Here is a 25,350-nt window from a genome sequence, read left to right as displayed (position 1 = left end):
CTTCACTAGACTCCGCGCGATCGGATCGATGCCCGCTAGGAGACTCGGATGGCGCAACACCCGGACCTGTCGTCCGCCAAGCCGTGGGCATTGACGTCTGTGGTCGGCGCTGTGGCGATGGCAGCGCTCGCCTATCTCCAGTCCGTCTTCCAAGGTCAGGCCGGCATCGTCGCCGTCGTCGCGGGCATCGGCTGCGTCGTCGTCGCGGTCGTGCTCAACGCGCTGCTCGCCTGGGACGCGGCGCGGAAGCGCGCAATCCCAGCCACGTCCGCAGCCCTGATGATGACCGCAGCGGTCTATGACAAGGGTGAGGAGGTCGTCGGCTACGCGTTCCCGGTGACCAAGCGCCACCTGATGACCTCTGCGGCAGTCGTCCTCGCGGCGAGCGACGCGACGACGGTCGCCGACGGCACGTTCCTGCGGGTCCACTGGAAGATTGCGGCCGAGTCGCGCGACGTCGCCGTGACCGCGCTGCCGGGCGGCTTCGTACTGCTCACCCTGATGCCCGAGGACAAGCTCCCCCGGCAGGTGAAGAGCGCCTCGCTGGTCCGGCGACACGTCGAGAACGCGCTGGTGGTCGCCGAGGCCTGGCACGGGGACGGCAACCGCGAGCTCGGCGGACGGGCGCACGCGGTGGGCGAGCACAACCGTGTGGTCAACCTCGACGCCGAGAAGACGGCGACGGGCGAGGAGCTGATCGGCGCACCGCTGCTCCAGACGGGCAACCGGAGGGTCGTCGGACTGCTGGACGGCACCGACGACCGCGGCCCGCGCTACCTGCCGCTGACCCGCGACAAGGCGCGGGCCCTGGTGGGCGGCGCCTCCTGGTGGCGCAGCACCGGGTGGCTGGTCCCGGTCGCGGTCGCCGCGGTGATCGCTCTGCTGGCCGCGATCCAGCCGATCCTCGGCTCCGGTGGTGGCGGCCTGGTCCCGGCCGCAGCGTGCGAAGGAGACGCGACCAGGCTGAGCGTCGTGGTCAGCACCGAGAAGGACGGTCTCATCGACCAGCTGGCCGCCGACTTCAACGAGGAATACCGGGGCGAGGACGGCGCGTGCGCCGATGTCGAGGTGTTCGGAGTCAACTCGGGTGACGCCGCCGAGGCGATCGCCACCGGCTGGGTCGCGGCCCCCGACGACCGGCTGGAGTGCCCGGTCGACGACCCGGAGGACTGCGAGGTCGTCGAGGCGCGCAAGCCGGACCTCTGGCTGCCGACCGAGTCGGTCTGGCCGGAGCTCCTGGCCGCCGGCGAGCTCGGTGAGGACGGTGCCGGCGAGCTGGCCGACAACGACGGCGAATGGACCTCGGTCGCCTCCTCCGTCCTGACGATCCTGATGCCCTTGGCGAAGCGGGAGAAGCTCTCGCGCTCGCCCGACTGGGACGAGCTGCTGACCAAGGCCGCGGGCGGCGATCTCTCGATCGCGATCGACGACCCGATCGGCTCGACCTCGGGGATGGCGACCTCGGTCGCCCTCAACGAGGCGCTGGTCGCCGACCACGACGAGGAGGACGCGGTCGGGCTGCTGCGCGACGCGATCGCCTCGGTGCCCGACGAGCTGGCCGGCGAGGACATCACCCGGCTGATGAACCGCGTCTTCCAAGACCTGGACCTGCTCGCTCAGATGGATGCCGTGGTCGCCCAGGAGCAGACGGCGTACCTCTACAACTGCCAGGACCCGCTCGGGTCCGACGACTTCTCCTGCCGTGCCCCGCTGGACGCGGACCGTCGGATGGTCACGGTGAGCCCGGACGACACGATCTACGCATTCGACCACCCCGCCGTCCCGATGGCCTCCCTCGACTCCGACGACGCCAAGCAGGCTGTGTCGGAGGCCTTCGTCGAGTATCTGCGGACGAAGAAGGCGCAGCAGGAGTTCCGCGCCTGGGGCTTCCGCGCCGCCGGCGAGCCGGAGAAGGTCACCGATGAGCTCCAGGACGTGGTCGGTGCCGTCGACGTCGAGACCGTGACCCCGTGGCCGGAGCCGAAGACGGTCAACCGGTGGCGGCACCAGTGGCAGAACGTACGCCTTCCAGTACGCGTGCTGCTCTCCGTCGACACCTCGGGCTCGATGGAGCAGATCGACGGTCAGGACCGCCGGGTCCGCCTCGACGGCTTCACCGACGCGTGCACCGGCGAGACGACCGACAACCCGACGTACCTCCAGGTCGCGAAGAGCGCGGCGCTCAGCGCCATCGGGGAGCTCAAGGACGGCCGCGACTCGGTGGGCCTGGACTGGTTCCCGCCCGCCGGCGAGGACACCTCGACCGAGATCAAGCCGCTGAGCGCCACGACGCGTGCGCAGTTCAAGCGGGATATCTGTGGGCTGTCGGCCTTCGGCGAGACACCGTTGTACGACGCGATCCGCGACGGAAGCGCCTCGATCGACGCCTCCGAGACCGAGGTCTCGGACCGTACGGTGATCGTCCTCCTCTCCGACGGCGGCCAGAACCCGCCACAGAGCCTCGACGCCCTGATGGACGAGATCGGCGGCGAAGGCGCGATCCCGGTCATCGCCGTCGGGATCGGCGACCAGGCACCGATCGACGTGCTCGGCAGGCTGACCGGGGAGACCGGGGGAGCGCTGCGCAACCTGAGCGAGCCCGCGGACGTGGCCAACCTCGACCGCGTCCTGGTCGACGTCTTCCAGGGGCTCGCCGGGAAGGTCTCCTGAGAGGCCTGCCGCTTGGCGCCTTCTCAGCCTCTCCTGGGAGGATGGGCGGGTGAATGAGCAGCGACCACGCGACGTGGTGATCCTCGGCTCGACCGGGTCCATCGGCACTCAGGCCCTCGACCTGGTGCGGGCCAACCCGGACCGTTTCCGGGTCGTGGCGTTGACCGCGGGCGGGGCCAACAAGGAGCTGTTCGAGGCACAGGTCGCCGAGTTCGCGCCCAACCTCTCCGGACTGGGGGAGGAAGCCTCGGTCGAGGCCGCCGCCCAGCCCGCCGACGTCGTGCTCAACGGGATCACCGGCGCCGTCGGGCTCCGCCCGACGCTGGCCGCGCTGGAGGCGGGCAACACGCTCGCCCTGGCCAACAAGGAGTCGCTGATCATCGGGGGACCGCTGGTCAAGCGGGTCGCGCGCGAAGGGCAGATCGTCCCCGTCGACTCCGAGCACTCCGCGATCGCCCAGTCGCTGCGCGCCGGGCGTGCCGAGGAGGTACGCAAGCTGGTGCTGACCGCGTCCGGCGGCCCGTTCCGCGGCCGCTCCCGCGACGAGCTCGCCCAGGTCACACCCGCGCAGGCGCTCAAGCACCCCAACTTCGCGATGGGGCGGGTGATCACGACCAACTCCGCCACCCTGGTCAACAAGGGTCTCGAGGTCATCGAGGCGCACCTGCTCTTCGACGTACCCTTCGACCGGATCGAGGTCGTCGTCCACCCGCAGCAGTACATCCACTCGATGGTCGAGTTCGCCGACGGCGCTGTGGTCGCCCAGCTCGGGCTGCCGACGATGCTCGTGCCGATCTCGATGGGGATGGCCTGGCCCGAGCGGGTGGCGGACGCCGAGACGCCGATCGACTGGACCAAGGCAGCCGACTGGCGCTTCGAGCCGCTCGACGACTCTGCTTTCCCTGCGGTGCGGCTCGCCCGCGAGGCCGGCACCCGGGCCGGCACCCACCCCGCCGTCTACAACGCGGCCAACGAGGTCTGTGTGGATGCCTTCCACGAGGGCCGGATCCCGTTCCCGGGCATCGTGGACACGATTGCGGAGGTGATGGCGCGGCATCACGGCGTACGCTCTGAAAGCACCCTCTCGATCGAGGATGTGCTCGCCGCCGACGCCTGGGCGCGCGAGGAGACCACTCGGATCCTGGAGACCCGTCCATGAGCTATCTGCTCTACACGCTGGCCGTGATCGGCTTCATTCTCGCGATCCTGGTCTCGATCGGGCTCCACGAGCTCGGCCACATGATCCCGGCGAAGGCGTTCGGCGGGAAGGTGACCCAGTACTTCATCGGCTTCGGGCCAACGGTGTGGTCCAAGCAGGTCGGCGAGACCGAGTACGGCCTCAAGGCGATCCCGCTCGGTGGCTACGTCAAGATCGTCGGCATGCTGCCGCCCGGCGCCGACCAGCTGGGGGAGCGGACCGACGACGGTGCTCTGAAGATCCGCAAGTCCAACACCGGCATGTTCACCCAGCTGATCAGCGACGCGCGCTCGGCCGAGTGGGAGCTGATCCGTCCCGAAGACGAGCCGCGGCTCTTCTACAAGATGTCGTGGTGGAAGAAGGTCATCGTGATGGCCGGCGGGCCCACGGTGAACATCGCCATCGCGTTCTTCGTGCTGTGGGGTGTCTTCGGCATCTACGGCGTCCACGAGAACGTCGTCGACAAGGGCCATCCGGTTGTCTCGAGCCTGCAGGAGTGCCTGCTGACCTGGGAGGACCAGGGCCGCGAGTGCCGCGCGAGCGACAAGCCGACCCCGGCCGCCGACGCCGGCCTGAAGCCCGGTGACGAGCTGATCTCGTTCAACGGCACCGAGCTGACCTCCTGGGCGGTCGCCCAGGAGCTGATCCGCGACAACATGGATGGCGACGCCACCATCGTGATCGAGCGCGACGGTGAGCAGATGACGCTGCACACCCAGACCGTCGTGCAGGAACGGGTCAAGGACGTCGACGACACCAGCGCCAACCCGGAGACCGCGAAGGTCGGCTTCTTCGGGATGTCTCCCGAGTCGCACGTCGTCACCACGAAGGAGGGGCCGGTCTACGCGCTGAAGGAGATGGGCGTGATGGCGGAGAACGCCGTCCACTCGCTGCTGAGGCTGCCGGTCAAGGTCTGGCACGTCGCGCTCGCGATCGTCGGTGTCGAGGAGCGCTCGGCCGACAGCCCGGTCAGCATCGTCGGCGGCGGCCGCATCGCCGGCGAGATCGCCGCCCACGAGGGCCTCGACGTCGGCGAGAAGGTCGCCAGCTTCGCGTTCCTGGTCGGTGGGTTCAACCTGTTCATCGGCATCTTCAACTTCGTCCCGCTCCTGCCCCTCGACGGCGGTCACATCGCGACCGCGCTGTGGGAGGGCATCCGCCGCGCCTTCGCCAAGGTCTTCAGGCGGCCCGACCCGGGACATGCCGACCCGGCAAAGCTGCTGCCCGTGGCGTACGTCGTGGCCTCGGCACTCCTGGTGATGGGTGTTGTCCTGATCGTCGCCGACCTCGTCGTCCCGCTTCATCTCCAAGCCTGACCCGCCCGTAAGATTGGTAGACATGACGTCGATCCCCCTCGGTATGCCGGAGGCACCCGCCCCGGTGCTCGCCCCTCGCCGCAAGACCCGCCAGATCAAGGTCGGGTCGGTGGGCGTGGGCAGCGAGAGCCCCATCTCCGTGCAGTCGATGACGACCACCCTCACCTCCGACGTCAACTCCACGCTGCAGCAGATCGCCGAGCTCACCGCGTCGGGCTGCGACATCGTCCGGGTGGCCTGCCCGAGCCAGGACGACGCCGACGCGCTGCCCGCGATCGCGAAGAAGTCGCAGATCCCGGTGATCGCCGACATCCACTTCCAGCCGAAGTACGTCTTCGCCGCCATCGAGGCCGGCTGCGCGGCAGTCCGGGTCAACCCGGGCAACATCCGCAAGTTCGACGACCAGGTCAAGGAGATCGCCGCGGCCGCCAAGGACCACGGCACCTCGATCCGGATCGGCGTCAACGCGGGTTCGCTCGACAAGCGGCTCCTGGAGAAGTACGGCAAGGCCACCCCCGAGGCGCTGGTCGAGTCGGCGATGTGGGAGGCCTCGCTCTTCGAGGAGCACGGCTTCAACGACTTCAAGATCTCGGTCAAGCACAACGACCCGGTCGTGATGGTCCGCGCCTACGAGCTGCTCGCCGAGTCCGGTGACTGGCCGCTCCACCTCGGCGTCACCGAGGCCGGACCGGCCTTCCAGGGCACGATCAAGTCGTCGGTCGCCTTCGGCTCGCTGCTGTCCAAGGGCATCGGCGACACGATCCGGGTCTCGCTGTCCGCGCCGCCGGTCGAGGAGGTCAAGGTCGGCATCCAGATCTTGGAGTCGCTCAACCTGAAGCCGCGCCGCCTCGAGATCGTCTCCTGCCCGTCTTGCGGCCGCGCCCAGGTCGACGTCTACACCCTCGCCGAGCAGGTCACCGCCGGCCTCGACGGCCTCGAGGTCCCGCTCCGCGTCGCGGTCATGGGATGCGTCGTCAACGGCCCCGGTGAGGCCCGTGAGGCCGACCTCGGCGTCGCCTCCGGCAACGGCAAGGGCCAGATCTTCGTCAAGGGCGAGGTCATCAAGACCGTCCCCGAGGCCGCCATCGTCGAGACCCTGATCGAGGAGGCGATGAAGATCGCCGAGGGCATGGAGCCCGTCGAGGGCGCCGGCGCGCAGGTGTCGGTCAGCGGCTGAAGGGTGGATGTTCACCGAGGTAACTCGGTGAACGGCCGCTTCCTTCGTGGAGTTCCACGAGGGCAGTGCGCACTCGCCGAGTTACCGAGTTACCTCGGTCAGCATCCCGCGCGTCCCAACGTACGCAGGAAGCCCGGTCCTCAGCCGGACCGGGCTTCCTTCTTCTGCTCCGAGACGTCCCCCTGCGTACGTCTCGAAGGCCTTGTGGTCTCACCAGTGCATCAGCCTGGAGACCAGGCCGAGGAACCCGAGGTGGAGCAGTGCTCCGAGTGGGTCCGTGGTGATCAGGTGGCCCCAGGCGAGTGCGGCCTGGCCCATCTGGTTTCCGAGGGCCGTGGCAAACCCGTCCAGTCCGCCGTGGGTCCACAGGTGGACGACGACGAACCGGATGCCCGGCACGACCAGGAAGAGGACGAGTGCGGCCTTGACCGGGATGATCCAGGACAGCGAGCCGCTGCCGGTGGAGGTCAGGTTGCCGGTACGCACCCAGCGGGTGCCGCTGCTGCCGTTGAAGCGGACCTTGGTGCGGCCCGCGGCGGTGGCGACGACGACACCGCGCTTTCCGGAGCGGGTGCCGCCGCGGGCCCGGACGGTTTCGCCGGGGCGCATGAAGTTGCTGATCATGACAGCACTCCTTCCGTGAGGACGACGGACACGGACGAGGTGCCGGCGGCTGCCTGGCACGTGGGCGGCTCGGCGCTGAGCAGCTGGTTGAAGCCGAACACGACAAGAAGCGTGACGGCGAAGGTGGCGATGCTGAACTTGTGGTTCCTCATGGTCATCATCTCCTTCAGCGGTGGGGCCCGTAGGTGGGGCCGGCGCTGTCCCTGGTGGGGACAACTCCACGGTGGCGGAGGCCACATCCGTCCCACCAGAGGGCGGGTGGGAGTGGGGACGAAGTAAAGACAGTCCCAGGTCAGTTGGGACGTTTCTGGGACAGAATTGGGACGCCTGCGAGATACTCTCAACCGCGTTCGCGACGACTCGGCGAGGGGCAATGACCGACGAATCTCTCTCACCAGAGCAGTTCAACGGCGAATTGCGCGCCTGGGTCCGCCAGGTGACCGGAAAAGCTGACGGTGGCGCCGGTGTGGCGATGGCCCGGAGCACCTTCTACCGGCGTACGTCCGGCTCGAAGCTGATGCCGCTCGACGAGCTCATCCGCGTGGTCGGCGGCGCGGTTCCCCGCACCCTCGACCCGTCCCATCGGGGCGAGTGGATCCGGAAGAACACCGGCATCTGGCAGGCGAAGTGGTGGAAGGCGTACGCCTGGCGGGGCGAGGACACCGTGGTGCCCGGACCAGTGCTCGCCCCCGCAACACCGGCCGCACCGGTCCCCGCCACCAGCTCAAGGCTGACCTTCCCGCGTGCACGGGTGGCGGCGCTGAGCGGGCTGACGACGGAGCAGCCCACGATTCCGCTCTTCGAGGCGCTCGGCCGGTGGCTGGAGGATCCCGAGTCCAACCTCTTCTTCCTCACCGGCCCCTCGGGCTCGGGGAAGACGGTCGAGACCAGGGAGTGGACGGCCTCGAAGGAGCAGGTGCGCTACATCAGCCTGCGCGACGGCGCGGTCGACTACGGCGCCCTGGTCGACGAGGACCGCGCGCCGATCGTCATCGACGACTTCGACCTGATCTCCTCCAGCGCCGAGGAGCACGGTGTCACCCGCCCCGACCTGAGCGAGCTGCGCTCGGCCTTCGGCCGCGGCGGACGGTTCGTGGTGATCAGCAAGCGCAACCTGCAGACCGAGCGCGACGAGCTCGCCGAACAGCTGCGCAGCCCGGCCCGGCTGGAGGACCTCGGCGTCGAGTCGGCGATGGTCGTACGCGTCGAGCCGATCTCCCCGGTCGAGGTGCGCGCCCTCGGCGAGGAGCGCGGTGGCGACGACCGGCTGCGCAACCTGGCCGCCGAGATGGAGCGCGGGGGCGGGTTCTTCCCCGCGACGCCGATGGTCCTCAAGCAGCTCTACGCCTCGCTCGAGGAGGGCGCTCCGGCGCCCCGGACACAGTGGGACGGCTACACCGTCCATCTCAAGCACGTCTGCGGGCAGCCCTGGGACCGGAAGAGCTCACGCATCCCCAGCCGGGTGCGGTTCCAGACCTACCGCGACATCGCCTGGGACCTGTTCACCGGGATGGACGAGCCGACCTCGCAGGAGCAGGACCTGATCCCGGTCCCGCGCGTTTCGGAGTGGCTCTTCGCCAACCTGCAGCGCGACCTCGACATCACCCGGCAGCGGGACTTCCTGACGTACGAATGGATCGCGGACCTGCTCGATCACTCCGAGGTCTTCGGCGTGACCGGCCGGACCAAGGACTCGGTGGAGTCGGCGGAGTTCGCCCACGAGACCTTCTACCAGTACTTCGTCGCCGAGGGCATCCGCGACCGGCTGCGCGACGGACACGGGATGGCGCTCGACGGCGCCCGCTTCGCGGACATGCACATGGGGCCGCTGGTGATGACGTTCCTCAAGGCCGGTTTCCAGCCCGGTGACCTCGACACGGTGGCCCGGCTGAGCGTACGCGAGAGCCTGTCCTGGATGGACCGGCTGATCTGCCTCTACCTGACCGAGGAGCGCGAGGACTACGGCGACCTCCTCGACCAGGCCCCGGAGCGCTACTGGGACGAGCTGGAGTTCGTGCTGGAGGCGTTCCGGTCGCTGTTCCTGCGGAAGGCGGCGATGTTCCAGCTGATCCTGCGCGGCCGGGTGCCGGTCGACGGCTACCTCCAGATCCTGGACCGCGAGGAGGATCCAGGTGCGGTCGCCCGCGAGCGCGACGTGCTCGGCTGGGGCACCGACATCACCGACGCCCTGGTCCATCGGCTGCACCATCCGACCCTCGCCCCGGCGATTCCGATTACCGCGTACCGGCTCGGGCAAATGGGTGATATCACTTGCGTGAGCCATCTCGAAGGTCTCACTGGTCTGCCGCCCGCCCATCAGGACGTGGTGAGGTCGGCGATCCACCGGATCAAGGAGCGCCATGAGCACAGCGTCTGAGTCAGGCACCCCGCCGCGAGCTCCCGTGCTCGTCCTCGGCGCGACCGGAGACCTCGGCAGCGCGGTCGCGCGCCGGCTCAGCGCCGAGGGCACCCCGGTGATCCTGCACGCCTACAGCCGCACCACCGAGCTCGCCTACCTGGCCGACGAGACCGGTGCCGTCGCGCGCGTGGAGGGCGACCTGACCACCGACGACGGCGTGGACGCCCTGGCCGAGACGCTCGCCGGGTTCGAGACGCTCTCGGGGCTCATCAACTGCTCCGGCATCAACCCCAGCCCCGACACTGTCGCCGAGATCGACCGGTCCGAGTGGCAGCTCACCCTCGACCTCAACCTGACCTCGGTGTGGCGCACGGCCTCGCTCGCGCTGCCGAAGCTCCGGGCGGCGCGGTCCGGGGCGGTCGTCCTGGTCAGCTCCGTCTTCGGGATCCGTACGCCGTCACGACGGGCCGCCTACGGCGTGTCCAAACACGCGCTTACCGGCCTCGCCCAGGCGATCGCGCAGGAGGAGGAGGGGATCGTCCGGGCCAACGTCGTCGCTCCCGGCCCGATGTGGAGCGAGTCGTCCCGACAGGTCTTCGTCAAGCACGCTCGCAAGGAAGGGGTGACCGTCGACCAGTACATCTCCTACCGGGCCGCGCGTATCCCCGGACACCGGTTCGTCACGGCCGACGCCGTCGCGAAGGTCTGCGTGTTCCTCGCCTCCGACGTGTCCGGGGCCATCAACGGTCAGTGCGTGGTCGCAGACGGCGGCGAGTACTGACCCGCGGCGCAACCCGCAATTTACTCGAGATGCCACTGATGCGGCGTCGTGCTGTCTAGGCTGCGCCTAGCGCCTCCACACGTCTTTGTTTCCCCTCTTCAGACTGGCGACAACGTTGACCAATTTCTGGCTTGCCATCGATCACGCAGACGATGCGCTGTTCCACACCCCGGACTCCTCCGACATCAGGCCCGGCATCCTCGATCTGGTGGCCAACACCCCTCGTTGGGGCATCGTCGTACGGCCCACGCAGGGCCACGGCGACGTACGCCGCGAGCTCGCCTGCGCCGGGCTCCCGGACATCGACGCCGTCGATGAGCTCGTCGTCCCGGAGAGGACGACGGACGCCGTGAAGGTCGGGTTCGACGACCACCAGACCGAGTGCGCGCCGATGGCGCTCGACATCCTCGAGCGACTCCCGGGCTATGACCGGGTCTTCCTCGAGCCCTACTGCACGACGCCCGGCTGCCTCGAGGATCTGGCCACCCTCGCCACGCGGTCACGCTGTGGCGGCATCGTGCTCAAGCTCAAGATCAACGACGAGGGCCTCGAGAGCATCGAGCGTGCCGACCTCGGGCGAGCGTCCTGGGTCGCGCGGTCCGACGGGATGGGCTGGGACGACTTCAGCGAGCGCCTGCCGCGGGTCCGAGCGCTCGGCGCCAGCGGTGTGATGGTGGGCCGGGCGGTCTGGGGGGACACCGGCGAGGCCGGTCAGGACGTACGTCTCAAGACCATCCGCGAGCGAATGCACACGATCGAACGCATCTTTGCCTGATCCGGTCCGCGAGCCGTGAGGCGACGTACAACCGGATTGGCCCTAGGCTCGGTGACATGCTGACGACGCGCCAGGGGATCCGCCCGCTGCACGCGGGTGATCTCAGCGCGTTCCTCGACCTGACCGCGCAGGATCCGGTGGTCAACGTGTTCGCGGAGTACCGGGCGCGCACCACCAACCTCGAGCCGCGCTGGCTCGGCGGCGAGATCTGGGGCCGTTGGGACGGCGGCGACCTGGTCGCGGCCTGTCACGTCGGCGCCAACCTGGTTCCCATCCAGGCCACCGAGGAGGATGCGTACGCCTTCGGTGAGCGGGCCCGCACCCGGGTCCGAACCGTCTCGACCATCGTCGGGCGGCAGGCCGCGGTGCGGGCGCTGTGGGGATCGATCGGCGACTCGTGGGGGACACCGCGCGACCAGCGCTGGGAGCAGCCTCATCTCGAGCAGCAGCTGCAGAGCCTGGTCGAGCCGGACCCGTTCGTACGCCGCACCGTCCGCGCCGACATGGACGCCCTCTATCCGGCGTGCGTCGCGATGTACACCGAGGAGGTCGGGATCTCGCCGGAGACCGGCGGCGGCCGCGACCTCTACCGTGCCCGGGTGCTCCAGCTGATCTCGCGCGGCTGGTCCTTCGCCCGGATCGAGGACGGCGAGGTCGTCTTCAAGGCCGAGGTCGCCTGCGCGACCCCCGAGGCCGCGCAGATCCAGGGGGTCTGGGTGCCCGAGCACCGCCGCGGCGAGGGCCTCGCTGCTCGCGGGATGGCCGCGGTCTGCGACATCGTCCGCAGCGAGATCGCTCCGCGCGTCTCGCTCTACGTCAACGAGTGGAACGCCCCCGCGCGCCGCGCCTACGAGCGGGCCGGCTTCCTCGAGACGGCCCGCTTCTCCACCATCATGTTCTGATTCTGCCCCTGATCAGTACGCCCTCCAGGCGCGTTCGCACTCGGCGCCCTCGCAGCGCACGAGCCAGTCGATGCCCGTCTGGGGTGCCGACTCGAGCAGGACCCGGGTGCTGGTCTCCCAAGCGTGCACCCGGACGCCGTTAGGGTTGCGGTAGGTCGCCAGCAATGTGCCGCGGATGCTCCGGCGGCGTACGACCGAAGAGTCGTCCCGCCAGGCGATCACGTCCGTGGCGATCCGAGCGCCGTCGGGAGAGAAGGCCCCCACTGCCTCCGCGCATGATCGCCACAGCGTCGTGCCCGGCTGGGAGATGGTCGACACGACGGTGCAGGCGTCGGCTTCGAACGGCTTCTTCGAGTAGGTCGCCAGCCGGTCGATGCCGAAGGCCCCGGCGTACGCCGCCCGGGACGCGATCGTGCGGATCGTGCCTGTCTGCCAGTTCCAGACCATCGTCCGCGCCGGAGAGAACCCGCCGAGAAGCACGCGAGTGCCGCTGACGTCGATGGGGTTCGGCTCAGTCGTGTTCCGGAAGGTGCGCCGGGCGACGATGGCACCGGTGACCGCATTGCGGACCTGCAGCTGCGTACCGCTGGAGACGAAGGTCGTCATGAGCAGATACCGGTTGTCGGCCGACATCCTGCTCCACGACTGGTAGTGGATCCCGTCGACGATCGTGCGCTGCGGCTTGTCCAGCTCGACCCGGACGATCCGGTCAGACCGGTTGCTCATCCGTAGCAGGAACCCGCTGCCGGACCTGCCCAGCAGCGTGACCGAGTCGGTGATGTCGATGCCGGCGACCGGAGTCTTCATGCCTGTCTTCGGGTCGACCACCGACCAGGCGTCCTCGGTGGGATGGTGCAGGTAAGGGATCGTGGGTGCGCTGCCCTGCGGCAGCGTCCCGGGGCGTACGTCGACGGTCGGAGCCGCCGCAGAAGCCGGTGTCATCAGTGAGACCGGGAGCATGAGAGCAACGAGGATGGCCGTGGCCAGTGCCGTGATTCGGATACGTCTCATGGAGGGATGACGTGTGCAGGCGGGAGCCGGTTGCAACACGCTCCTAACCGGTTCGCGGGAGCGGTCCGGTCGGCCGTACGCTAGCCCGCATGATCGCCCGTATGTCGACCCTGTTCGTGCGGACCCTGCGTGAGGATCCCGCGGACGCCGAGGTCGCGAGCCACAAGCTGCTTGTCCGTGCCGGCTACATCCGCCGTGCCGCTCCGGGGATCTACTCCTGGCTGCCGTTGGGCCTGCGCGTGCTCGGCAAGGTCGAGGGGATCATCCGTGAGGAGATGGCCGCGATCGGTGCCCAGGAGGTGCACTTCCCGGCGCTGCTGCCGCGCGAGCCCTACGAGGCGACCGGCCGCTGGACGGAGTACGGCGACGGCATCTTCCGGCTCAAGGACCGCAAGGAGGCCGACTACCTGCTCGGTCCCACGCACGAGGAGATGTTCACGCTCCTGGTCAAGGACCTCTACGGCTCCTACAAGGACCTGCCGCTGGCCATCTACCAGATCCAGACGAAGTACCGCGACGAGGCGCGTCCCCGTGCGGGGCTGCTGCGCGGCCGCGAGTTCATCATGAAGGACTCCTACTCCTTCGACTACACCGACGAGGGGCTGTCGGCGGCCTACGACGCCCACCGCGCGGCGTACGTCAAGGTCTTCGACCGCCTCGGGTTCGAGTACGTCATCGTCAAGGCCACCTCCGGCGCGATGGGCGGCTCGGCCTCCGAGGAGTTCCTGGCCGTCTCCGAGGCTGGTGAGGACACCTTCGTACGCTCGCCCGGCGGCTACGCAGCCAACGTCGAGGCGGTCACGACGCTGGCCCCCGAGCCGCTCTCCTACGAGGACGTGCCGGCCGCCCACGCCGAGGACACTCCCGACACCCCCACGATCCAGACGCTCGTCGACCACCTCAATGAGGCGTACCCGCGCGAGGACCGTCCGTGGGAGGCCGGCGACACGCTGAAGAACGTGCTCGTGACGCTGTGTCACCCCGATGGCACCGTCGAGCCGCTCGCCATCGGCCTGCCCGGTGACCGCGACGTCGACATCAAGCGCCTCGAGGGCCAGCTCGAGCCGATCGAGGTCGAGCCCATGGACGACGTCGAGCTGAAGAAGCACCCCGAGTTGGTCAAGGGCTACATCGGTCCCGAGGTGCTGGGGGAGTCGTCGGCATCGGGGATCCGGTATCTCGTCGACCCGCGCGTGGTCACCGGCACTCGCTGGGTCACCGGCGCCAACGTCGACGGCAAGCACGTCATCGACCTGGTCGCCGGCCGCGACTTCACCCCCGACGGCACCATCGAGGCCGCCGAGGTCCGTGAGGGCGACCAGGCTCCTGACGGCTCCGGCCCGCTGACGCTGGCCCGCGGCATCGAGATGGGCCACGTCTTCCAGCTCGGCCGCAAGTACGCCGAGGCGCTGGGGCTGCAGGTGCTCGACGAGAACGGCAAGCTCGTCACCGTCACCATGGGCTCCTACGGCATCGGCGTCACCCGCGCCGTGGCCGCCGTCGCCGAGGGCACCCTCGACGACATCGGTCTCGCCTGGCCCCGCAACGTCGCTCCGTACGACATCCACCTGGTCGCCACCGGCAAGGACGCCGCCGTCTTCGAGGCTGCCGCGAAGCTGGCCGGTGAGCTCGAGGCCGCCGGCATCGACGTGCTCTACGACGACCGTCCCAAGGTCTCGCCGGGCGTGAAGTTCAAGGACGCCGAGCTCATCGGCGTCCCGACCATCGTCACCGTCGGCAAGGGCCTGGTCGAGGGCAAGATCGAGATCAAGGACCGCAAGAGCGGCGAGCGCACCGAGGTCGCTCTCGACGACGCCGTCGCCCACCTCACCGAGGTCGTCCGCGGCTGACATAACCGGAACTTCTCCGGTGTTTCCTGCGCTTCTCGGGTGTTGCAACGCCTGAGAAGCGCAGGAATACCCGGTTAACCGGGGATTCCAACCGCCGGTAATGCGGCAAGATCGTCCCCATGACGGGGGACAGGATTCTTGACCGTACGCTCGCCTGGCGGGTGGCGAGCGCCGCGGAAGCGGCTGCGGGGATCGGGCCGGGGAAGACGGTGGCCTTCTCCGGGTTCGCCGGGATCGGGCGACCGAAGGCGGTGCCTGAGGCCCTGGGGCTGGTCCGGGAGTGGCCGGAGGGCGTCGACGTACGTCACTCGCGAGTCGCCCAGCACGCGGCCTCCGGCTTCTACGGCGCTCTCGACGTCGCGGTGGTCGAGGTGGCGGCGATCCTGCCCAACGGGCTGCTCGTCCCGGGGAGCAGTGTCGGCAACAACCAGACGTGGCTCGACGCCGCCGAGGCCGTGATCCTCGAGGTCAACAGCTGGCATCCGCGCGGGTTCGAGGGGTTCCACGACATCCATCACGGCTCCCAGCTGCCGCCGGCGCGGGCGCCGATCCAGCTGACGACACCGATGCAGAGGATCGGTGACCCCTTCCTCCTCGTCGATCCGGCCAAGGTCGTCGCTGTTGTCGAGACCGATCGTCCCGACCGAGGCTCACGGCCGCGCGTGATCGACGCGGAGAGCCGCGCGATCGCCGAGCTCGTCGTCGATTTCCTCCGCCATGAGGTACGCCACGGCCGCCTGCACCACAGCCTGCTCCCACTCCACGCCGGTGCGGGTCCCGTTGCCGACGCGGTCCTCGCCGGGCTCCAGGACGCCGAGTTCGAGCACCTGACGGCCTACACCGACACCGTCCGGGACGGTCTGCTGGACCTGCTCGACGCCGGGAAGCTGATCGGAGTCTCGGCCACTGCCTTCGGCCTGTCCGAGGCGGGCGCGCGCCGGTTCAACGACGACGTCCACCACTACAAGGGCCGGGTCCTGCTGCGCCCGCAGGAGATATCGAACCACCCCGAGGTCATCCGTCGGCTCGGCCTCATCGCGATCGACTCGATGGCCGAGGCCGACATCCACGGCAACGTGAACGCCCTCGGCGGCTCGGGTGACTTCGCGAGCAACGCCCACCTCAACCTCTTCGCCGCCCCGTCGACCGCCGAGCACGGCACGGTCTCGCGCATCGTGCCGTTCGTCGGCCACGTCGACCACACCGCGCACGACGTACAGGTGATCATCACCGAGCAGGGCGTGGCCGATCTGCGCGGCATCTCGCCCGCCGCCCGCGCCCGGCGAATCATCGATCAGTGCGCCCATCCCGACTTCCGCGCCGAGCTCGCCGATCTGGTCGACTCGGCGCAGATGTCCCGCTGAAAAACACCATGAGTCGGCCGGTGCTGCCCCGCTAGGGTCGTGGCCATGGCGATCGACGCGGTGATCTTCGACTGGGGCGGCACGCTGACGAAGTGGCACGACATCGACTTCCACGCGGAGTCGCTGGCGCTCGCCCAGGCGGTGAGAGGTGCCTGCGACGACGACCACCCGGTCAACGCGACCAGGCTCCACCAGGCCGGAGAGACGATCTGGGCCCGCAGCCGTGACCACCAGCAGAGCTCGACGATCGGCAACCTCTTCGACGAGGCCGGCCTCGAGCACGACCCTGACCTGCTCGACGCCTACTACGAGTTCTGGGAGCCGCACACCCTGACCGATCCCGAGGTCGGGCCGCTGTGGGAGGCGCTCCGCGCCGACGGCGTACGTGTCGGGGTGCTGTCCAACACGATCTGGCCGCGCGCGTGGCACCGCGGGTTCTTCGAGCGCGATGGGGTGCTCGACCTGCTGGACGGCGACGTCTACACCTCCGAGGTTCCCTGGACGAAGCCAGCCGAGGAGGCGTTCCACGCCGCGATGGAGGCCGTGAAGGTCTCGGATCCGTCTCGATGCGTCTACGTGGGCGACAGGCTCTTCGACGATGTGTACGGTGCTCAGAAGGCTGGTCTGCGGGCGATCCACATCCCGCACAGCAATATCCCGAGCAGCCAAGTCGGCCACAGCGAGGGCTCTCCGGACGCCGTCGCACAACGACTGAGCGACATACACCAGATCGTTCGCTCCTGGGAATGACGCCGGGAAAAGTTGCAAGTTCTTGCAATGCGCTTTTGCGGGTCTGGGCCATCCTGAGCGGGGATTGCATACTTCTGCAAGAGAGGTTCAGCCCCAGGCGACTTCTCAGGCCTCGTGTCCAGGCCAAAACCTGGCCCGCGAGCCGCCCGGTCTCGGGAGACATCTCGGGAGTCTCCCGCGCCGGACGGTTCGCGGGCCATCTCGGCTTTTAGGGATCAGGTACCTGGGAAGGCCCGCGGCTTCGCGCCCAGATCGAGCTGCCGCGCGGCCGCCCGGCAGAGCAGCTGGATGAGCAGCGTCCGGTCGGTGCCGGTCGCCTTCGGTGCCAACGAGAGATACGTCGCCGTGGTGTCCTGCTCCAGCTGCAGCGCCGCGGCGCCGATGCCCGCCTCCGACCCGATCCGGCCGGGCAGGTCGTAGACCGCGGAGGGCGCGACCGGCTCGATCCCGGCGGCCACCACATGCGCGGCCAGCGCCTCCCGGGCGTTCACGTGGTCGTCGTACGCGTCCGTGAGCGCCCGCGCCAGAGCCGGGGAGGTCGTCGCCGAGGTGCGCCCGCCGAGGGCGCCCAGGACGTAGATCGCGGAGTGCTCCACCGCCAGCGCCGCCTGAAGCGCTTCCGTCGAGGAGGAGGTCGCGGTTGTCATGCCAGACCTCGTCCGTGCAGGAGCTGCTGCTGGCCGGCGGCGGCCGAGGCGAGCAGTGTGATCAGCTGCGGGTCCGCCGCGCGCCCGGCGGCCGCGGTGAGCGTCGTGACCAGGGCGAGCTGACGCTCCTGCCAGCGTCCGGTCGCCGGCGCCGCGGCCACACCCTTGGTCGGCGCCAGCGCCTCGATGTGCACGCGATGGAGCTGCACGAACGCGGAGGGGGCGCCCTTGTCAGCCCCGAGGATCTCCGCGACCGTGGCGTCGATCACACTCTGGTCGGGGTTGGCGGGGGCCGGGGGAGTGCTCGGTGGAGGGGCTTTGACAGGATCCAGGATCTCCGAGGCCGAACACGCCGAGGCGGCCAGCGGGGCAACCACGGCGACACCCACAGCGGTGCGCCGCGAGAGCATCCGGAGGGCACGTGCGCTGGTCACGTGAGGAACCCTAACCACACCCGGCGGGAGTCGCGTCAGCGGCTTTCCAACACAGCCGCGCACTGTTCGAGACACCCGAGGCGTACAGGTATGGTGTCACCAGAAGTGCCGCGTGCTCGAAGACGCATACAACAGGACCGGACAACAGGATGCAGGGGGAGATCGCGTTGAGTGCTGAGCGGAAGGACGCGATCGCGAGTGCCATCGAAAAGGCCCTCGCAGACCCGCTTCAGGCCGTGGGCTTCGACATCGAGGCCGTGGAGATCACGCCGGCCGGCAAGCGCCGGATCCTGCGGATCGCCGTCGACAAGGACGGCGGGATCACCCATGAGGAGGTCACCGAGGCAACCCGTGAGGTCAACCGGGTCCTCGACGAGTCCGACGTCATGGGCGAGCAGCCCTACACGCTCGAGGTGACCTCTCCCGGGGTCGACCGGCCGCTGACCCTGCCGCGCCACTGGCGCCGCAACAAGGGTCGCCTGGTCAAGGTCACCACTGCCGACGGCTCCGCGTTCACCGGACGGGTCAAGGAGTCCGACGAGGAGCGCGCGAGCCTCGAGGTGAGCGGCAAGCGCCGCGATGTGGCGTACGCGGACGTGAAGAAGGCGCTTGTGCAGATCGAGTTCAAGCGGATCGACGAGGGGGAGTAGGCCATGGACATCGATATGAGCATCCTGCGGATGCTGGAGCGGGAGCGGGAGATCTCGCTCGATGTGCTCGTCGAGGCGATCGAGCAGGGGCTGCTGACCGCCTACCACAAGACCGGCGACTCCCACACGAAAGCGCGGGTCGACCTGGACCGCAAGACCGGGCACGTACGCGTGCTGGCGGCCGAGATCGACGCCGAGGGCAACGTCGTCGGGGAGTACGACGACACGCCCGAAGGCTTCGGCCGGATCGCCGCCACCACCGCCAAGCAGATCGTGCTGCAGCGGCTGCGCGATGCCGAGGACGACGTGAAGTTCGGTGAGTTCTCCGGCAAGGAGGGCGACATCCTCTCGGGCGTCATCCAGCAGGGCCGCAACCCCGACGACGTGCTCGTCGACCTGGGCCGGCTCGAGGGCGTCATCCCGCTCTCCGAGCGCGTGCCGGGCGAGGACTACAGCCACGGCACCAGGATCAAGGCCCTCGTGGTCAGCGTGCGCAAGGGCATGCGCGGTCCGCAGATCACGCTCTCGCGCTCCCACCCCAACCTGGTCAAGAAGCTCTTCTCCTTCGAGGTGCCCGAGATCGCCGACGGCACCGTGGAGATCTCCGCGATCGCCCGCGAGGCCGGCCACCGCACCAAGATCGCGGTCAAGTCGACCGTCCCCGGCGTCAACGCCAAGGGCGCCTGCATCGGCCCGATGGGCCAGCGGGTCCGCCAGGTCATGTCCGAGCTGCAGGGCGAGAAGATCGACATCGTCGACTGGTCCGAGGACCCGAAGGTGCTCGTCGCCTCCGCGCTCTCGCCGGCCCGGGTCTCCTCGGTCACGATCATCGACGAGGCGACCAAGTCCGCCCGTGTCGTGGTGCCCGACTACCAGCTCTCCCTGGCCATCGGCAAGGAGGGGCAGAACGCCCGCCTGGCCGCCCGCCTGACCGGCTGGCGCATCGACATCCGCTCCGACGAGGAGACCCCGGTCGCCTGAGCATTAGCCTGTGCGGCATGGCGAGCGTGCGTGAGACCACTCTGACCGACTCCGAGGGCATCCTGCTGGAACCGGAGGGCGCCACCACCGGCGTACTCGTGCTCTCGGGGTCATCGGGACGGATCGAGACCGACCGGTGCCGGATGCTCGCCTCACACGGCGTGGCTGCGGCGTCGATCCGCTACTTCGGTGGTCCTGGACAGCCGGGCGAGGCCCGGCTCGTTCCGCTGGAGGCGTTCGACGACGTCCTCGCCGACCTACATGCCCGCTACCAGCGGCTGGTCGTGCTCGGTACGTCCTGGGGCGCCCAGGCCGCGCTCCTGCTCGGCACCCTGCACCCCGAGATCGACGCGGTGGTCGGGATCTCCCCGACGTACGTCTCCTGGGCCGGCCTCAGCGACGAGCGGCCGCAGCGGTCCTCGTGGACGCTGCGCGGTGAGCAGGTGCCGTTCGTGCCGTTCGACGACGAGGCGATCGAGGATGCCGTGAAGGAGGCAGACGGGGAGCTCCCGTCCTACTGCGAGGCCTATCTCTCGGCCCTGGAGAAGTACGCCGACCGCGTGCCTGCCGCGACCATCCCGGTCGAGCGCATCGCCGGTGAGGTCGTCCTGGTCGCCGGGGGAGGCGACGCGCTGTGGCCCTCGGTCCTCGCCGCCGAGGCGGTCCGGCGGCGGCGTACGGCACACGACCTGGAGACGATCGTGGTCACCCATCCCGATGCCGGCCACCGGGTCGTGCTGCCCGGCGAGCCGGTTCTCCCGCTCAGCCAGCGGCTCGCCTGGGGCGGCTCGGAGCCGGCCGACCGCGAGCTCGGCCTGCTGGCCTGGCCGGAGATCGCCGCCATCTTGTGACGGGCGCCATCCGGTGAGGACGGGTCACGGAATAAGAACGACCTGCGCCCCGGTTTCGTCTACCGAACCCCGGAAGCGGTAGTGTTAAGGATCGGTGGCACGCCTCGAAGAAACTACGCAGAACGGACCTGTCCGTACGTGCGTGGGTTGCCGGAAGCGAGCCGCCAAGCGCGAGTTGTTGCGGGTGACCGCCGGCTCGGACCGCAACGGCCAGCCGGCCGTCGTGCCCGATCCGACAGCCACCGCACCCGGGCGAGGGGCGCATGTGCATCCCACGCGTGAGTGCTACGAACTCGCGGTGCGCCGGAAGGCGTTCACCCGGGCCCTGTTCCCGAAAGGCAGGGGGGCCGAGGGCGGGCTTTCCAGCGCACCGGTGGAGGACTTCCTCGACACGCGCCCGACATCCACGACCGTCGCCGACGGTCAACTGACCAGGAACTGGAGCAAAAGCTCATGAGCACTCGATGAGTACTTCGCGATGAGCGTGTTCTACAACCATTAGTGGTCACAGGTTTAACCCGGATTTGGGTCTGTGGCCAGAAGGAGAAACGTGGCTAAGACCCGAGTCCACGAACTCGCCAAAGAGTTCGGAGTCGAGAGCAAGTTTGTTCTCGAGAAGTTCAAGGAGATGGGTGAGTTCGTCAAGTCGGCGAGCTCGACCGTCGAGCTCCCCGCGGAGATGCGTTTCCGCAAGGAGATCGGCCCCGGCCTGAAGGCCGGCGGCAAGGGTGGTTCCGCGTCCTCGGACGAGAAGGCCGCCCCCAAGCCCGGCCCCAAGCCGGCAGCTCCCAGGCCCGCGGCCCCCAAGAAGGCTGCGGACACGACGCCCGAGAAGCCTGCCGAGGCGCCCGCGGCGTCCAAGCCGGCTGCGCCCAAGCCCGGCCCGAAGCCCCCGGCCAAGAAGGCCGAGGCTCCGCCGGTCGCCCCCGCGGCTTCTGCCGCTCCGGCCGCTCCCAAGCCTGCCCCGAACGCCGCACCGAGCGGCGAGCGAGGCGACCGACGTTCGGCCGCCCCCAAGCCGGGTGCGCCCAGGCCTGGTGCCCCGAAGCCCGGCGCTCGTCCGCAGACCCCCGCGGCTCGCGGTGGCGCGGGTGGTGCCGGCGGCGCTGGTGCCGGTCGTCCCGGACCGCGTCCGGTCGGCAAGCCCGGCGCTCCGCGCCCGGGCAACAACCCGTTCTCCTCCAACCAGGGCATGGGGCGTCCGCGTCCCGGCGGCCAGGGTGGAGGCCAGGGTCAGGGTGGCCAGGGCGGTGCCCCGGCCGGCGGCGACCAGCGTCCGCCGCGTCCTGCTGCCGCCCGTGAGGGTGGCCAGAGCGGTGGCCGTCCCGGCATGCCGCGTCCCAACCCGGCGATGATGCCGAAGTCCCCGGCCGCGTTCGGTGCCCGTCCTGGTGGCGGTCCCGGTGGTCGTGCCGGTGCCCCGGGTCGCCCCGGTGGTGGTGGCGGCGGTCGTCCGGGTGCCGGTGGGCGTCCCGGTGGCGGCGGCGGTGCCGGTCGTCCTGGTGGCGGCGGCTTCGGCGGCGGTCCCGGTGGCGGTCGTCCCGGTGCCGGTCGTCCCGGTGGTCGCGGAACGACCCAGGGTGCCTTCGGTCGCCCGGGTGGTCCCTCGCGCCGTGGCCGGAAGTCGAAGCGGGCGCGTCGCCAGGAGTTCGAGGCCATGGAGGCCCCGACGATTGGTGGCATCCGCGTACGCAAGGGCAACGGTGAGACCGTGCGTCTCGCCCGTGGCGCCTCGCTGACCGACTTCGCCGAGAAGATCAACGTCGACCCGGCTCAGCTGGTGCAGATGCTGTTCGGCCTCGGTGAGATGGTCACCGCGACCGAGTCCGTCAACGACGAGACCCTCGAGCTGCTCGGCGAGGAGCTCAACTACATCGTCCAAGTCGTCTCCCCGGAGGACGAGGACCGCGAGCTGCTGGAGTCCTTCGACATCGAGCTCGGCGACGAGGGCGACGAGGCCGACTGGACGGTCCGACCGCCGGTCGTCACCGTCATGGGTCACGTCGACCACGGTAAGACCAAGCTGCTCGACGCCATCCGTGACGCCAACGTCATCGAGGGCGAGGCCGGTGGCATCACCCAGCACATCGGTGCCTACCAGGTCTCGACCGAGGTCGACGGCCAAGAGCGCAAGATCACCTTCATCGACACCCCGGGTCACGAGGCGTTCACCGCCATGCGTGCTCGTGGTTCGCAGTCCTCGGACCTCGCGGTCCTCGTGGTCGCGGCCGATGACGGTGTGATGCCGCAGACGATCGAGGCGCTCAACCACGCCAAGGCGGCCGGTGTCCCGATCGTGGTCGCGATCAACAAGATCGACAAGCCGGAGGCGGACCCGACCAAGATCCGCGGCCAGCTGACCGAATACGGCGTCATCCCCGAGGAGTACGGCGGCGACACCATGTTCGTCGAGATCTCGGCCAAGTCGCGGATCAACATCGAAGGCCTCCTCGAGGCCGTCGTGCTGACCGCCGACGCCTCGCTCGACCTGCAGGCCAACGCCAGCCAGGACGCGCAGGGCATCGTGATCGAGGCTCACCTCGACCGCGGTCGCGGCCCCGTTGCGACCATCCTGGTCCAGCGCGGCACGCTGCGCGTGGGTGAGTCCATCGTCGCCGGCCCGGCCCACGGCCGTGTCCGCGCGATGATCGACGAGTATGGCCACGAGATCACCGAGGCGACCCCGTCGCGTCCGGCGATGGTCTTGGGTCTCTCGGCGGTGCCGGGTGCCGGTCAGAGCTTCCTGGTCGTCGAGGACGACCGGATGGCTCGCCAGATCGCCGAGAAGCGCGAGGCACGCGAGCGTGCCGCGCAGCAGGCCAAGCGCCGCGTACGCCGCACGCTGGAGGACTTCATGGCCTCCATGGAGAAGGGCGAGAGCCAGGAGCTCAACCTCATCCTCAAGGGCGACGTGTCCGGTTCGGTCGAGGCGCTCGAGGACGCACTGGCCAAGATCGACGTGGGTGGCGACGAGGTCTCCATCCGGGTCATCGACCGCGGTGTCGGTGCGATCACCGAGACCAACGTCGACCTGGCTGCTGCCTCCGACGCGATCATCATCGGCTTCAACGTCCGGCCGCAGGGCAAGGCGACGGAGCTGGCTGACCGCGAGGGTGTCGAGATCCGCTACTACTCGGTCATCTACCAGGCGATCGAGGAGATCGAGGCGGCCCTCAAGGGCATGCTCAAGCCGGAGTACGAGGAGAAGGTCCTCGGCAAGGCGGAGATCCGTGCGATCTTCCGCTCGTCGAAGACCGGAAACATCGCCGGTTGTATGGTCACCGAGGGCCTCATCCGCCGCAACGCCAAGGTTCGCGTCCTGCGCGACGGCGCCGTGGCGGCCGACAACCTCGACCTGGCCTCGCTGCGCCGCGAGAAGGACGACGCCTCCGAGGTCCGCGAGGGCTTCGAGTGCGGTCTGGTCCTGAAGAACTTCCAGGACATCAAGGAAGGCGACATCATCGAAGCCTTCGAGATGGTGGAGATTCCCCGAGGCTGATTGAGCCTCTGACGTTGGCCGGGTCGCAGTCGCGGCCCGGCCAACGTCTCGATTTACTTCGATTATTTGAGAGAGTGTGAACATGAGTAGCCCACGGGTTCGCCGGATCGCTGACCGGATCAAGGTCATCGTGGCGCAGATGCTGGAGCGACGGATCAAGGATCCGCGGATCGGGTTCGTCACCGTCACCGACGTACGTGTGACCGGCGACAGCCAGCAGGCCACGATCTTCTACACGGTGCTGGGCGCCGACTCGGAGGCGGAGCTGGCCGGCACGGCCGCCGCGCTGGAGTCGGCCAAGGGGCTGATCCGCTCCGAGGTCGCCAAGCAGCTCGGCACCCGCACCGCGCCGACGCTGGAGTTCATCCACGACGCGCTGCCGGAGACCGCCCGCCACCTCGACGACGTGCTCGCGCGCGCCAAGGCACAGGACGACGCGGTCGCCGCTGCGCGTGGGGAGACCTACGCGGGCGAGCCTGACCCTTACAAGAAGCCGCGCGAGGACGGGGACGAGTGGGACGAGGACGACGAGGAGTGAGCACTCCGTCAGGTCTCGTCATCGTCGACAAGCCTGCCGGGGTCACCTCTCACGACGTCGTCGCGCGCGTACGGCGCTTGGCCGGCACCCGCAAGGTCGGGCATGCCGGCACGCTGGATCCGATGGCCACCGGCGTACTCGTTCTGGGGATCGAGCGCGCCACCCGGCTCCTCGGCCACCTGATGCTGACCGAGAAGTCCTACTCGGCGACGGTGCGGCTGGGCGTCTCGACGACCACGGATGACGCCGAGGGCGAGGTCGTGGAGACGCGCTCGGCCGCGGGCATCGACGAGGAGCGCGTACGCAGCGCCTTCGCCACCCAGGTCGGCGACATCCTCCAGGTGCCGACCGCGGTCTCGGCGATCAAGGTCGACGGGAAGCGCGCCTACCAACGCGTACGCGACGGGGAGCAGGTCGAGCTGAAGGCGCGGCCGGTCACGGTGCACGAGCTCACCGTCGGCGAGGTCCGGAGCGAGGGCGACGTCGTCGACGTCGACATCTCCGTCCGCTGCTCCTCGGGCACCTATATCCGCGCGATCGCCCGCGACGTCGGCGAGGCGCTCGGGGTCGGTGGCCACCTGACGATGCTGCGCCGCACCGCGGTCGGGCCGTACGGTCTCGACGTCGCCAAGACGCTCGACGAGCTCAGTGAGGAGTTCGCCGCGCTGCCGCTGGCAGAGGCTGCCCGCGCCGCTTTCGCCCCCTACGACCTCTCCGAGGAGCAGGCGCAGGACGTTCGCTACGGGCGCAAGCTGAAGCTCGCGCTCGACGGCCTCACCGCCGTCTTCGCCCCCGACGGCGAGTTCCTGGCGCTCTACGAGCCGGTCGGACCCGAGACCGCCAAGGCGACCGCCGTCTTCGTCGGCTGACACCCCACGCCGAGACGTCACTCCGGTCGGTCGAGTTGGCACAGCCGTGCCTCGACGTCGATGAGCCACTGGTAGCTGCGGTGGCGGAACGCGTGCCGCAGCGG

Annotated in this window: 23 protein-coding genes; 18 read left to right on the top strand and 5 right to left on the bottom strand. The window is 69.3% G+C overall.

Annotated elements, in window-relative coordinates; translation table 11 throughout:
* The first annotated feature begins 48 nt into the window (after nucleotides 1-48).
* From AB0F44_RS27540 to ispG, 4 genes are read left to right on the top strand one after another with little or no spacing between them, the layout of a single operon-like run.
* Complete coding sequence (locus tag AB0F44_RS27540) at nucleotides 49-2,670, top strand: VWA domain-containing protein (RefSeq protein WP_357360163.1); 2,622 nt, start codon at nucleotides 49-51, stop codon at nucleotides 2,668-2,670.
* Nucleotides 2,671-2,719: 49 nt separating this feature from the next.
* Nucleotides 2,720-3,829, top strand: coding sequence for a 1-deoxy-D-xylulose-5-phosphate reductoisomerase (gene dxr / locus AB0F44_RS27535; RefSeq protein ID WP_357360162.1), 1,110 nt, complete (start codon nucleotides 2,720-2,722; stop codon nucleotides 3,827-3,829).
* Nucleotides 3,826-5,184 carry a site-2 protease family protein gene (locus tag AB0F44_RS27530; RefSeq protein ID WP_357360160.1) on the top strand — a complete coding sequence of 453 codons (1,359 nt, stop codon included), beginning with the start codon at nucleotides 3,826-3,828 and terminating at the stop codon, nucleotides 5,182-5,184. The genes dxr and AB0F44_RS27530 overlap by 4 nt, the downstream gene beginning before the upstream one ends.
* 22 nt (nucleotides 5,185-5,206) lie before the next feature.
* On the top strand, nucleotides 5,207-6,361 hold the full coding sequence (gene ispG / locus AB0F44_RS27525) for a flavodoxin-dependent (E)-4-hydroxy-3-methylbut-2-enyl-diphosphate synthase (protein ID WP_350661659.1): 1,155 nt from the start codon (nucleotides 5,207-5,209) through the stop codon (nucleotides 6,359-6,361).
* A 210-nt stretch (nucleotides 6,362-6,571) separates the two neighbouring features.
* On the opposite strand, the gene AB0F44_RS27520 is transcribed toward ispG, so the two are convergent.
* Together AB0F44_RS27520 and AB0F44_RS27515 are read right to left on the bottom strand one after the other, a co-directional pair.
* The gene (locus tag AB0F44_RS27520) at nucleotides 6,572-6,985 is read right to left on the bottom strand and encodes a hypothetical protein (RefSeq protein WP_357360158.1); all 414 of its coding nucleotides are present in this window, start codon (nucleotides 6,983-6,985) and stop codon (nucleotides 6,572-6,574) included.
* Nucleotides 6,982-7,137: a hypothetical protein gene (locus tag AB0F44_RS27515; protein ID WP_160024439.1), complete on the bottom strand. Its 156-nt coding sequence runs from the start codon at nucleotides 7,135-7,137 to the stop codon at nucleotides 6,982-6,984. The genes AB0F44_RS27520 and AB0F44_RS27515 overlap by 4 nt, the downstream gene beginning before the upstream one ends.
* Nucleotides 7,138-7,358: 221 nt before the next feature.
* Here AB0F44_RS27515 and AB0F44_RS27510 point away from each other — a divergent pair, with 221 nt between their 5' ends.
* The 4 genes from AB0F44_RS27510 (at nucleotide 7,359) to AB0F44_RS27495 (ending at nucleotide 11,802) form a co-directional block, all read left to right on the top strand.
* The gene (locus AB0F44_RS27510; RefSeq protein ID WP_357360156.1) at nucleotides 7,359-9,362 is read left to right on the top strand and encodes a hypothetical protein; all 2,004 of its coding nucleotides are present in this window, start codon (nucleotides 7,359-7,361) and stop codon (nucleotides 9,360-9,362) included.
* Nucleotides 9,346-10,125 carry an SDR family oxidoreductase gene (locus tag AB0F44_RS27505; RefSeq protein WP_357360154.1) on the top strand — a complete coding sequence of 260 codons (780 nt, stop codon included), beginning with the start codon at nucleotides 9,346-9,348 and terminating at the stop codon, nucleotides 10,123-10,125. Before AB0F44_RS27510 ends, AB0F44_RS27505 begins: the two co-directional genes overlap by 17 nt.
* A 115-nt stretch (nucleotides 10,126-10,240) precedes the next feature.
* Nucleotides 10,241-10,900, top strand: coding sequence for a hypothetical protein (locus AB0F44_RS27500; RefSeq protein WP_357360152.1), 660 nt, complete (start codon nucleotides 10,241-10,243; stop codon nucleotides 10,898-10,900).
* A gap of 56 nt (nucleotides 10,901-10,956) precedes the next feature.
* Nucleotides 10,957-11,802, top strand: a complete 846-nt coding sequence (locus AB0F44_RS27495; RefSeq protein ID WP_357360150.1) for a GNAT family N-acetyltransferase — start codon at nucleotides 10,957-10,959, stop codon at nucleotides 11,800-11,802.
* Nucleotides 11,803-11,814: 12 nt separating this feature from the next.
* Here the strand turns inward: AB0F44_RS27495 and AB0F44_RS27490 are convergent, their stop codons facing one another.
* Nucleotides 11,815-12,813: a hypothetical protein gene (locus AB0F44_RS27490; protein WP_357360148.1), complete on the bottom strand. Its 999-nt coding sequence runs from the start codon at nucleotides 12,811-12,813 to the stop codon at nucleotides 11,815-11,817.
* Nucleotides 12,814-12,902: 89 nt separating this feature from the next.
* Between AB0F44_RS27490 and AB0F44_RS27485 the strand changes: the two genes are divergently transcribed.
* The 3 genes from AB0F44_RS27485 to AB0F44_RS27475 all read left to right on the top strand — a co-directional run bounded on the left by AB0F44_RS27485 (nucleotide 12,903) and on the right by AB0F44_RS27475 (nucleotide 16,777).
* Nucleotides 12,903-14,663, top strand: coding sequence for a proline--tRNA ligase (locus AB0F44_RS27485; RefSeq protein WP_357360146.1), 1,761 nt, complete (start codon nucleotides 12,903-12,905; stop codon nucleotides 14,661-14,663).
* Nucleotides 14,664-14,782: 119 nt separating this feature from the next.
* Nucleotides 14,783-16,027 (top strand): acetyl-CoA hydrolase/transferase C-terminal domain-containing protein, encoded by a 1,245-nt coding sequence (locus tag AB0F44_RS27480; protein WP_357360144.1) that lies wholly within the window; start codon nucleotides 14,783-14,785, stop codon nucleotides 16,025-16,027.
* Nucleotides 16,028-16,072: 45 nt separating this feature from the next.
* The gene (locus AB0F44_RS27475) at nucleotides 16,073-16,777 is read left to right on the top strand and encodes an HAD family hydrolase (RefSeq protein WP_357360143.1); all 705 of its coding nucleotides are present in this window, start codon (nucleotides 16,073-16,075) and stop codon (nucleotides 16,775-16,777) included.
* Between the two features lie 215 nt (nucleotides 16,778-16,992).
* On the opposite strand, the gene AB0F44_RS27470 is transcribed toward AB0F44_RS27475, so the two are convergent.
* Both AB0F44_RS27470 and AB0F44_RS27465 read right to left on the bottom strand, forming a co-directional pair.
* Entirely contained in the window at nucleotides 16,993-17,424 is a 432-nt protein-coding gene (locus AB0F44_RS27470; protein WP_357360141.1) for a DUF4439 domain-containing protein, read from the bottom strand.
* Nucleotides 17,421-17,858, bottom strand: a complete 438-nt coding sequence (locus AB0F44_RS27465) for a hypothetical protein (RefSeq protein ID WP_357360139.1) — start codon at nucleotides 17,856-17,858, stop codon at nucleotides 17,421-17,423. Before AB0F44_RS27465 ends, AB0F44_RS27470 begins: the two co-directional genes overlap by 4 nt.
* Nucleotides 17,859-18,025: 167 nt before the next feature.
* On the opposite strand from AB0F44_RS27465, the gene rimP reads away from it, so the two are divergent.
* The 7 genes from rimP (at nucleotide 18,026) to truB (ending at nucleotide 25,246) form a co-directional block, all read left to right on the top strand.
* Entirely contained in the window at nucleotides 18,026-18,508 is a 483-nt protein-coding gene (gene rimP, locus AB0F44_RS27460; RefSeq protein ID WP_357360137.1) for a ribosome maturation factor RimP, read from the top strand.
* 3 nt (nucleotides 18,509-18,511) lie between these two features.
* The gene (gene nusA, locus AB0F44_RS27455; RefSeq protein ID WP_357360135.1) at nucleotides 18,512-19,489 is read left to right on the top strand and encodes a transcription termination factor NusA; all 978 of its coding nucleotides are present in this window, start codon (nucleotides 18,512-18,514) and stop codon (nucleotides 19,487-19,489) included.
* 17 nt (nucleotides 19,490-19,506) lie between these two features.
* A complete protein-coding gene (locus tag AB0F44_RS27450) occupies nucleotides 19,507-20,340 on the top strand; it encodes an alpha/beta fold hydrolase (protein WP_357360133.1) in 834 nt (277 codons plus the stop codon).
* Between the two features lie 94 nt (nucleotides 20,341-20,434).
* Nucleotides 20,435-20,797 (top strand): YlxR family protein, encoded by a 363-nt coding sequence (locus AB0F44_RS27445; RefSeq protein ID WP_357360132.1) that lies wholly within the window; start codon nucleotides 20,435-20,437, stop codon nucleotides 20,795-20,797.
* A gap of 93 nt (nucleotides 20,798-20,890) precedes the next feature.
* On the top strand, nucleotides 20,891-23,839 hold the full coding sequence (gene infB, locus AB0F44_RS27440) for a translation initiation factor IF-2 (protein WP_357360130.1): 2,949 nt from the start codon (nucleotides 20,891-20,893) through the stop codon (nucleotides 23,837-23,839).
* Between the two features lie 82 nt (nucleotides 23,840-23,921).
* The gene (rbfA, locus tag AB0F44_RS27435) at nucleotides 23,922-24,377 is read left to right on the top strand and encodes a 30S ribosome-binding factor RbfA (protein ID WP_357360128.1); all 456 of its coding nucleotides are present in this window, start codon (nucleotides 23,922-23,924) and stop codon (nucleotides 24,375-24,377) included.
* The gene (truB, locus tag AB0F44_RS27430; protein WP_357360126.1) at nucleotides 24,374-25,246 is read left to right on the top strand and encodes a tRNA pseudouridine(55) synthase TruB; all 873 of its coding nucleotides are present in this window, start codon (nucleotides 24,374-24,376) and stop codon (nucleotides 25,244-25,246) included. Before rbfA ends, truB begins: the two co-directional genes overlap by 4 nt.
* The last annotated feature ends 104 nt before the right edge of the window (nucleotides 25,247-25,350 follow it).

The organism is Nocardioides sp. NPDC023903, assembly GCF_040639295.1.
Lineage (GTDB): Bacteria > Actinomycetota > Actinomycetes > Propionibacteriales > Nocardioidaceae > Nocardioides.
The sequence above is the reverse complement of the archived record's forward strand: the minus strand, read 5'-3'. Positions and strand labels throughout refer to the sequence as shown.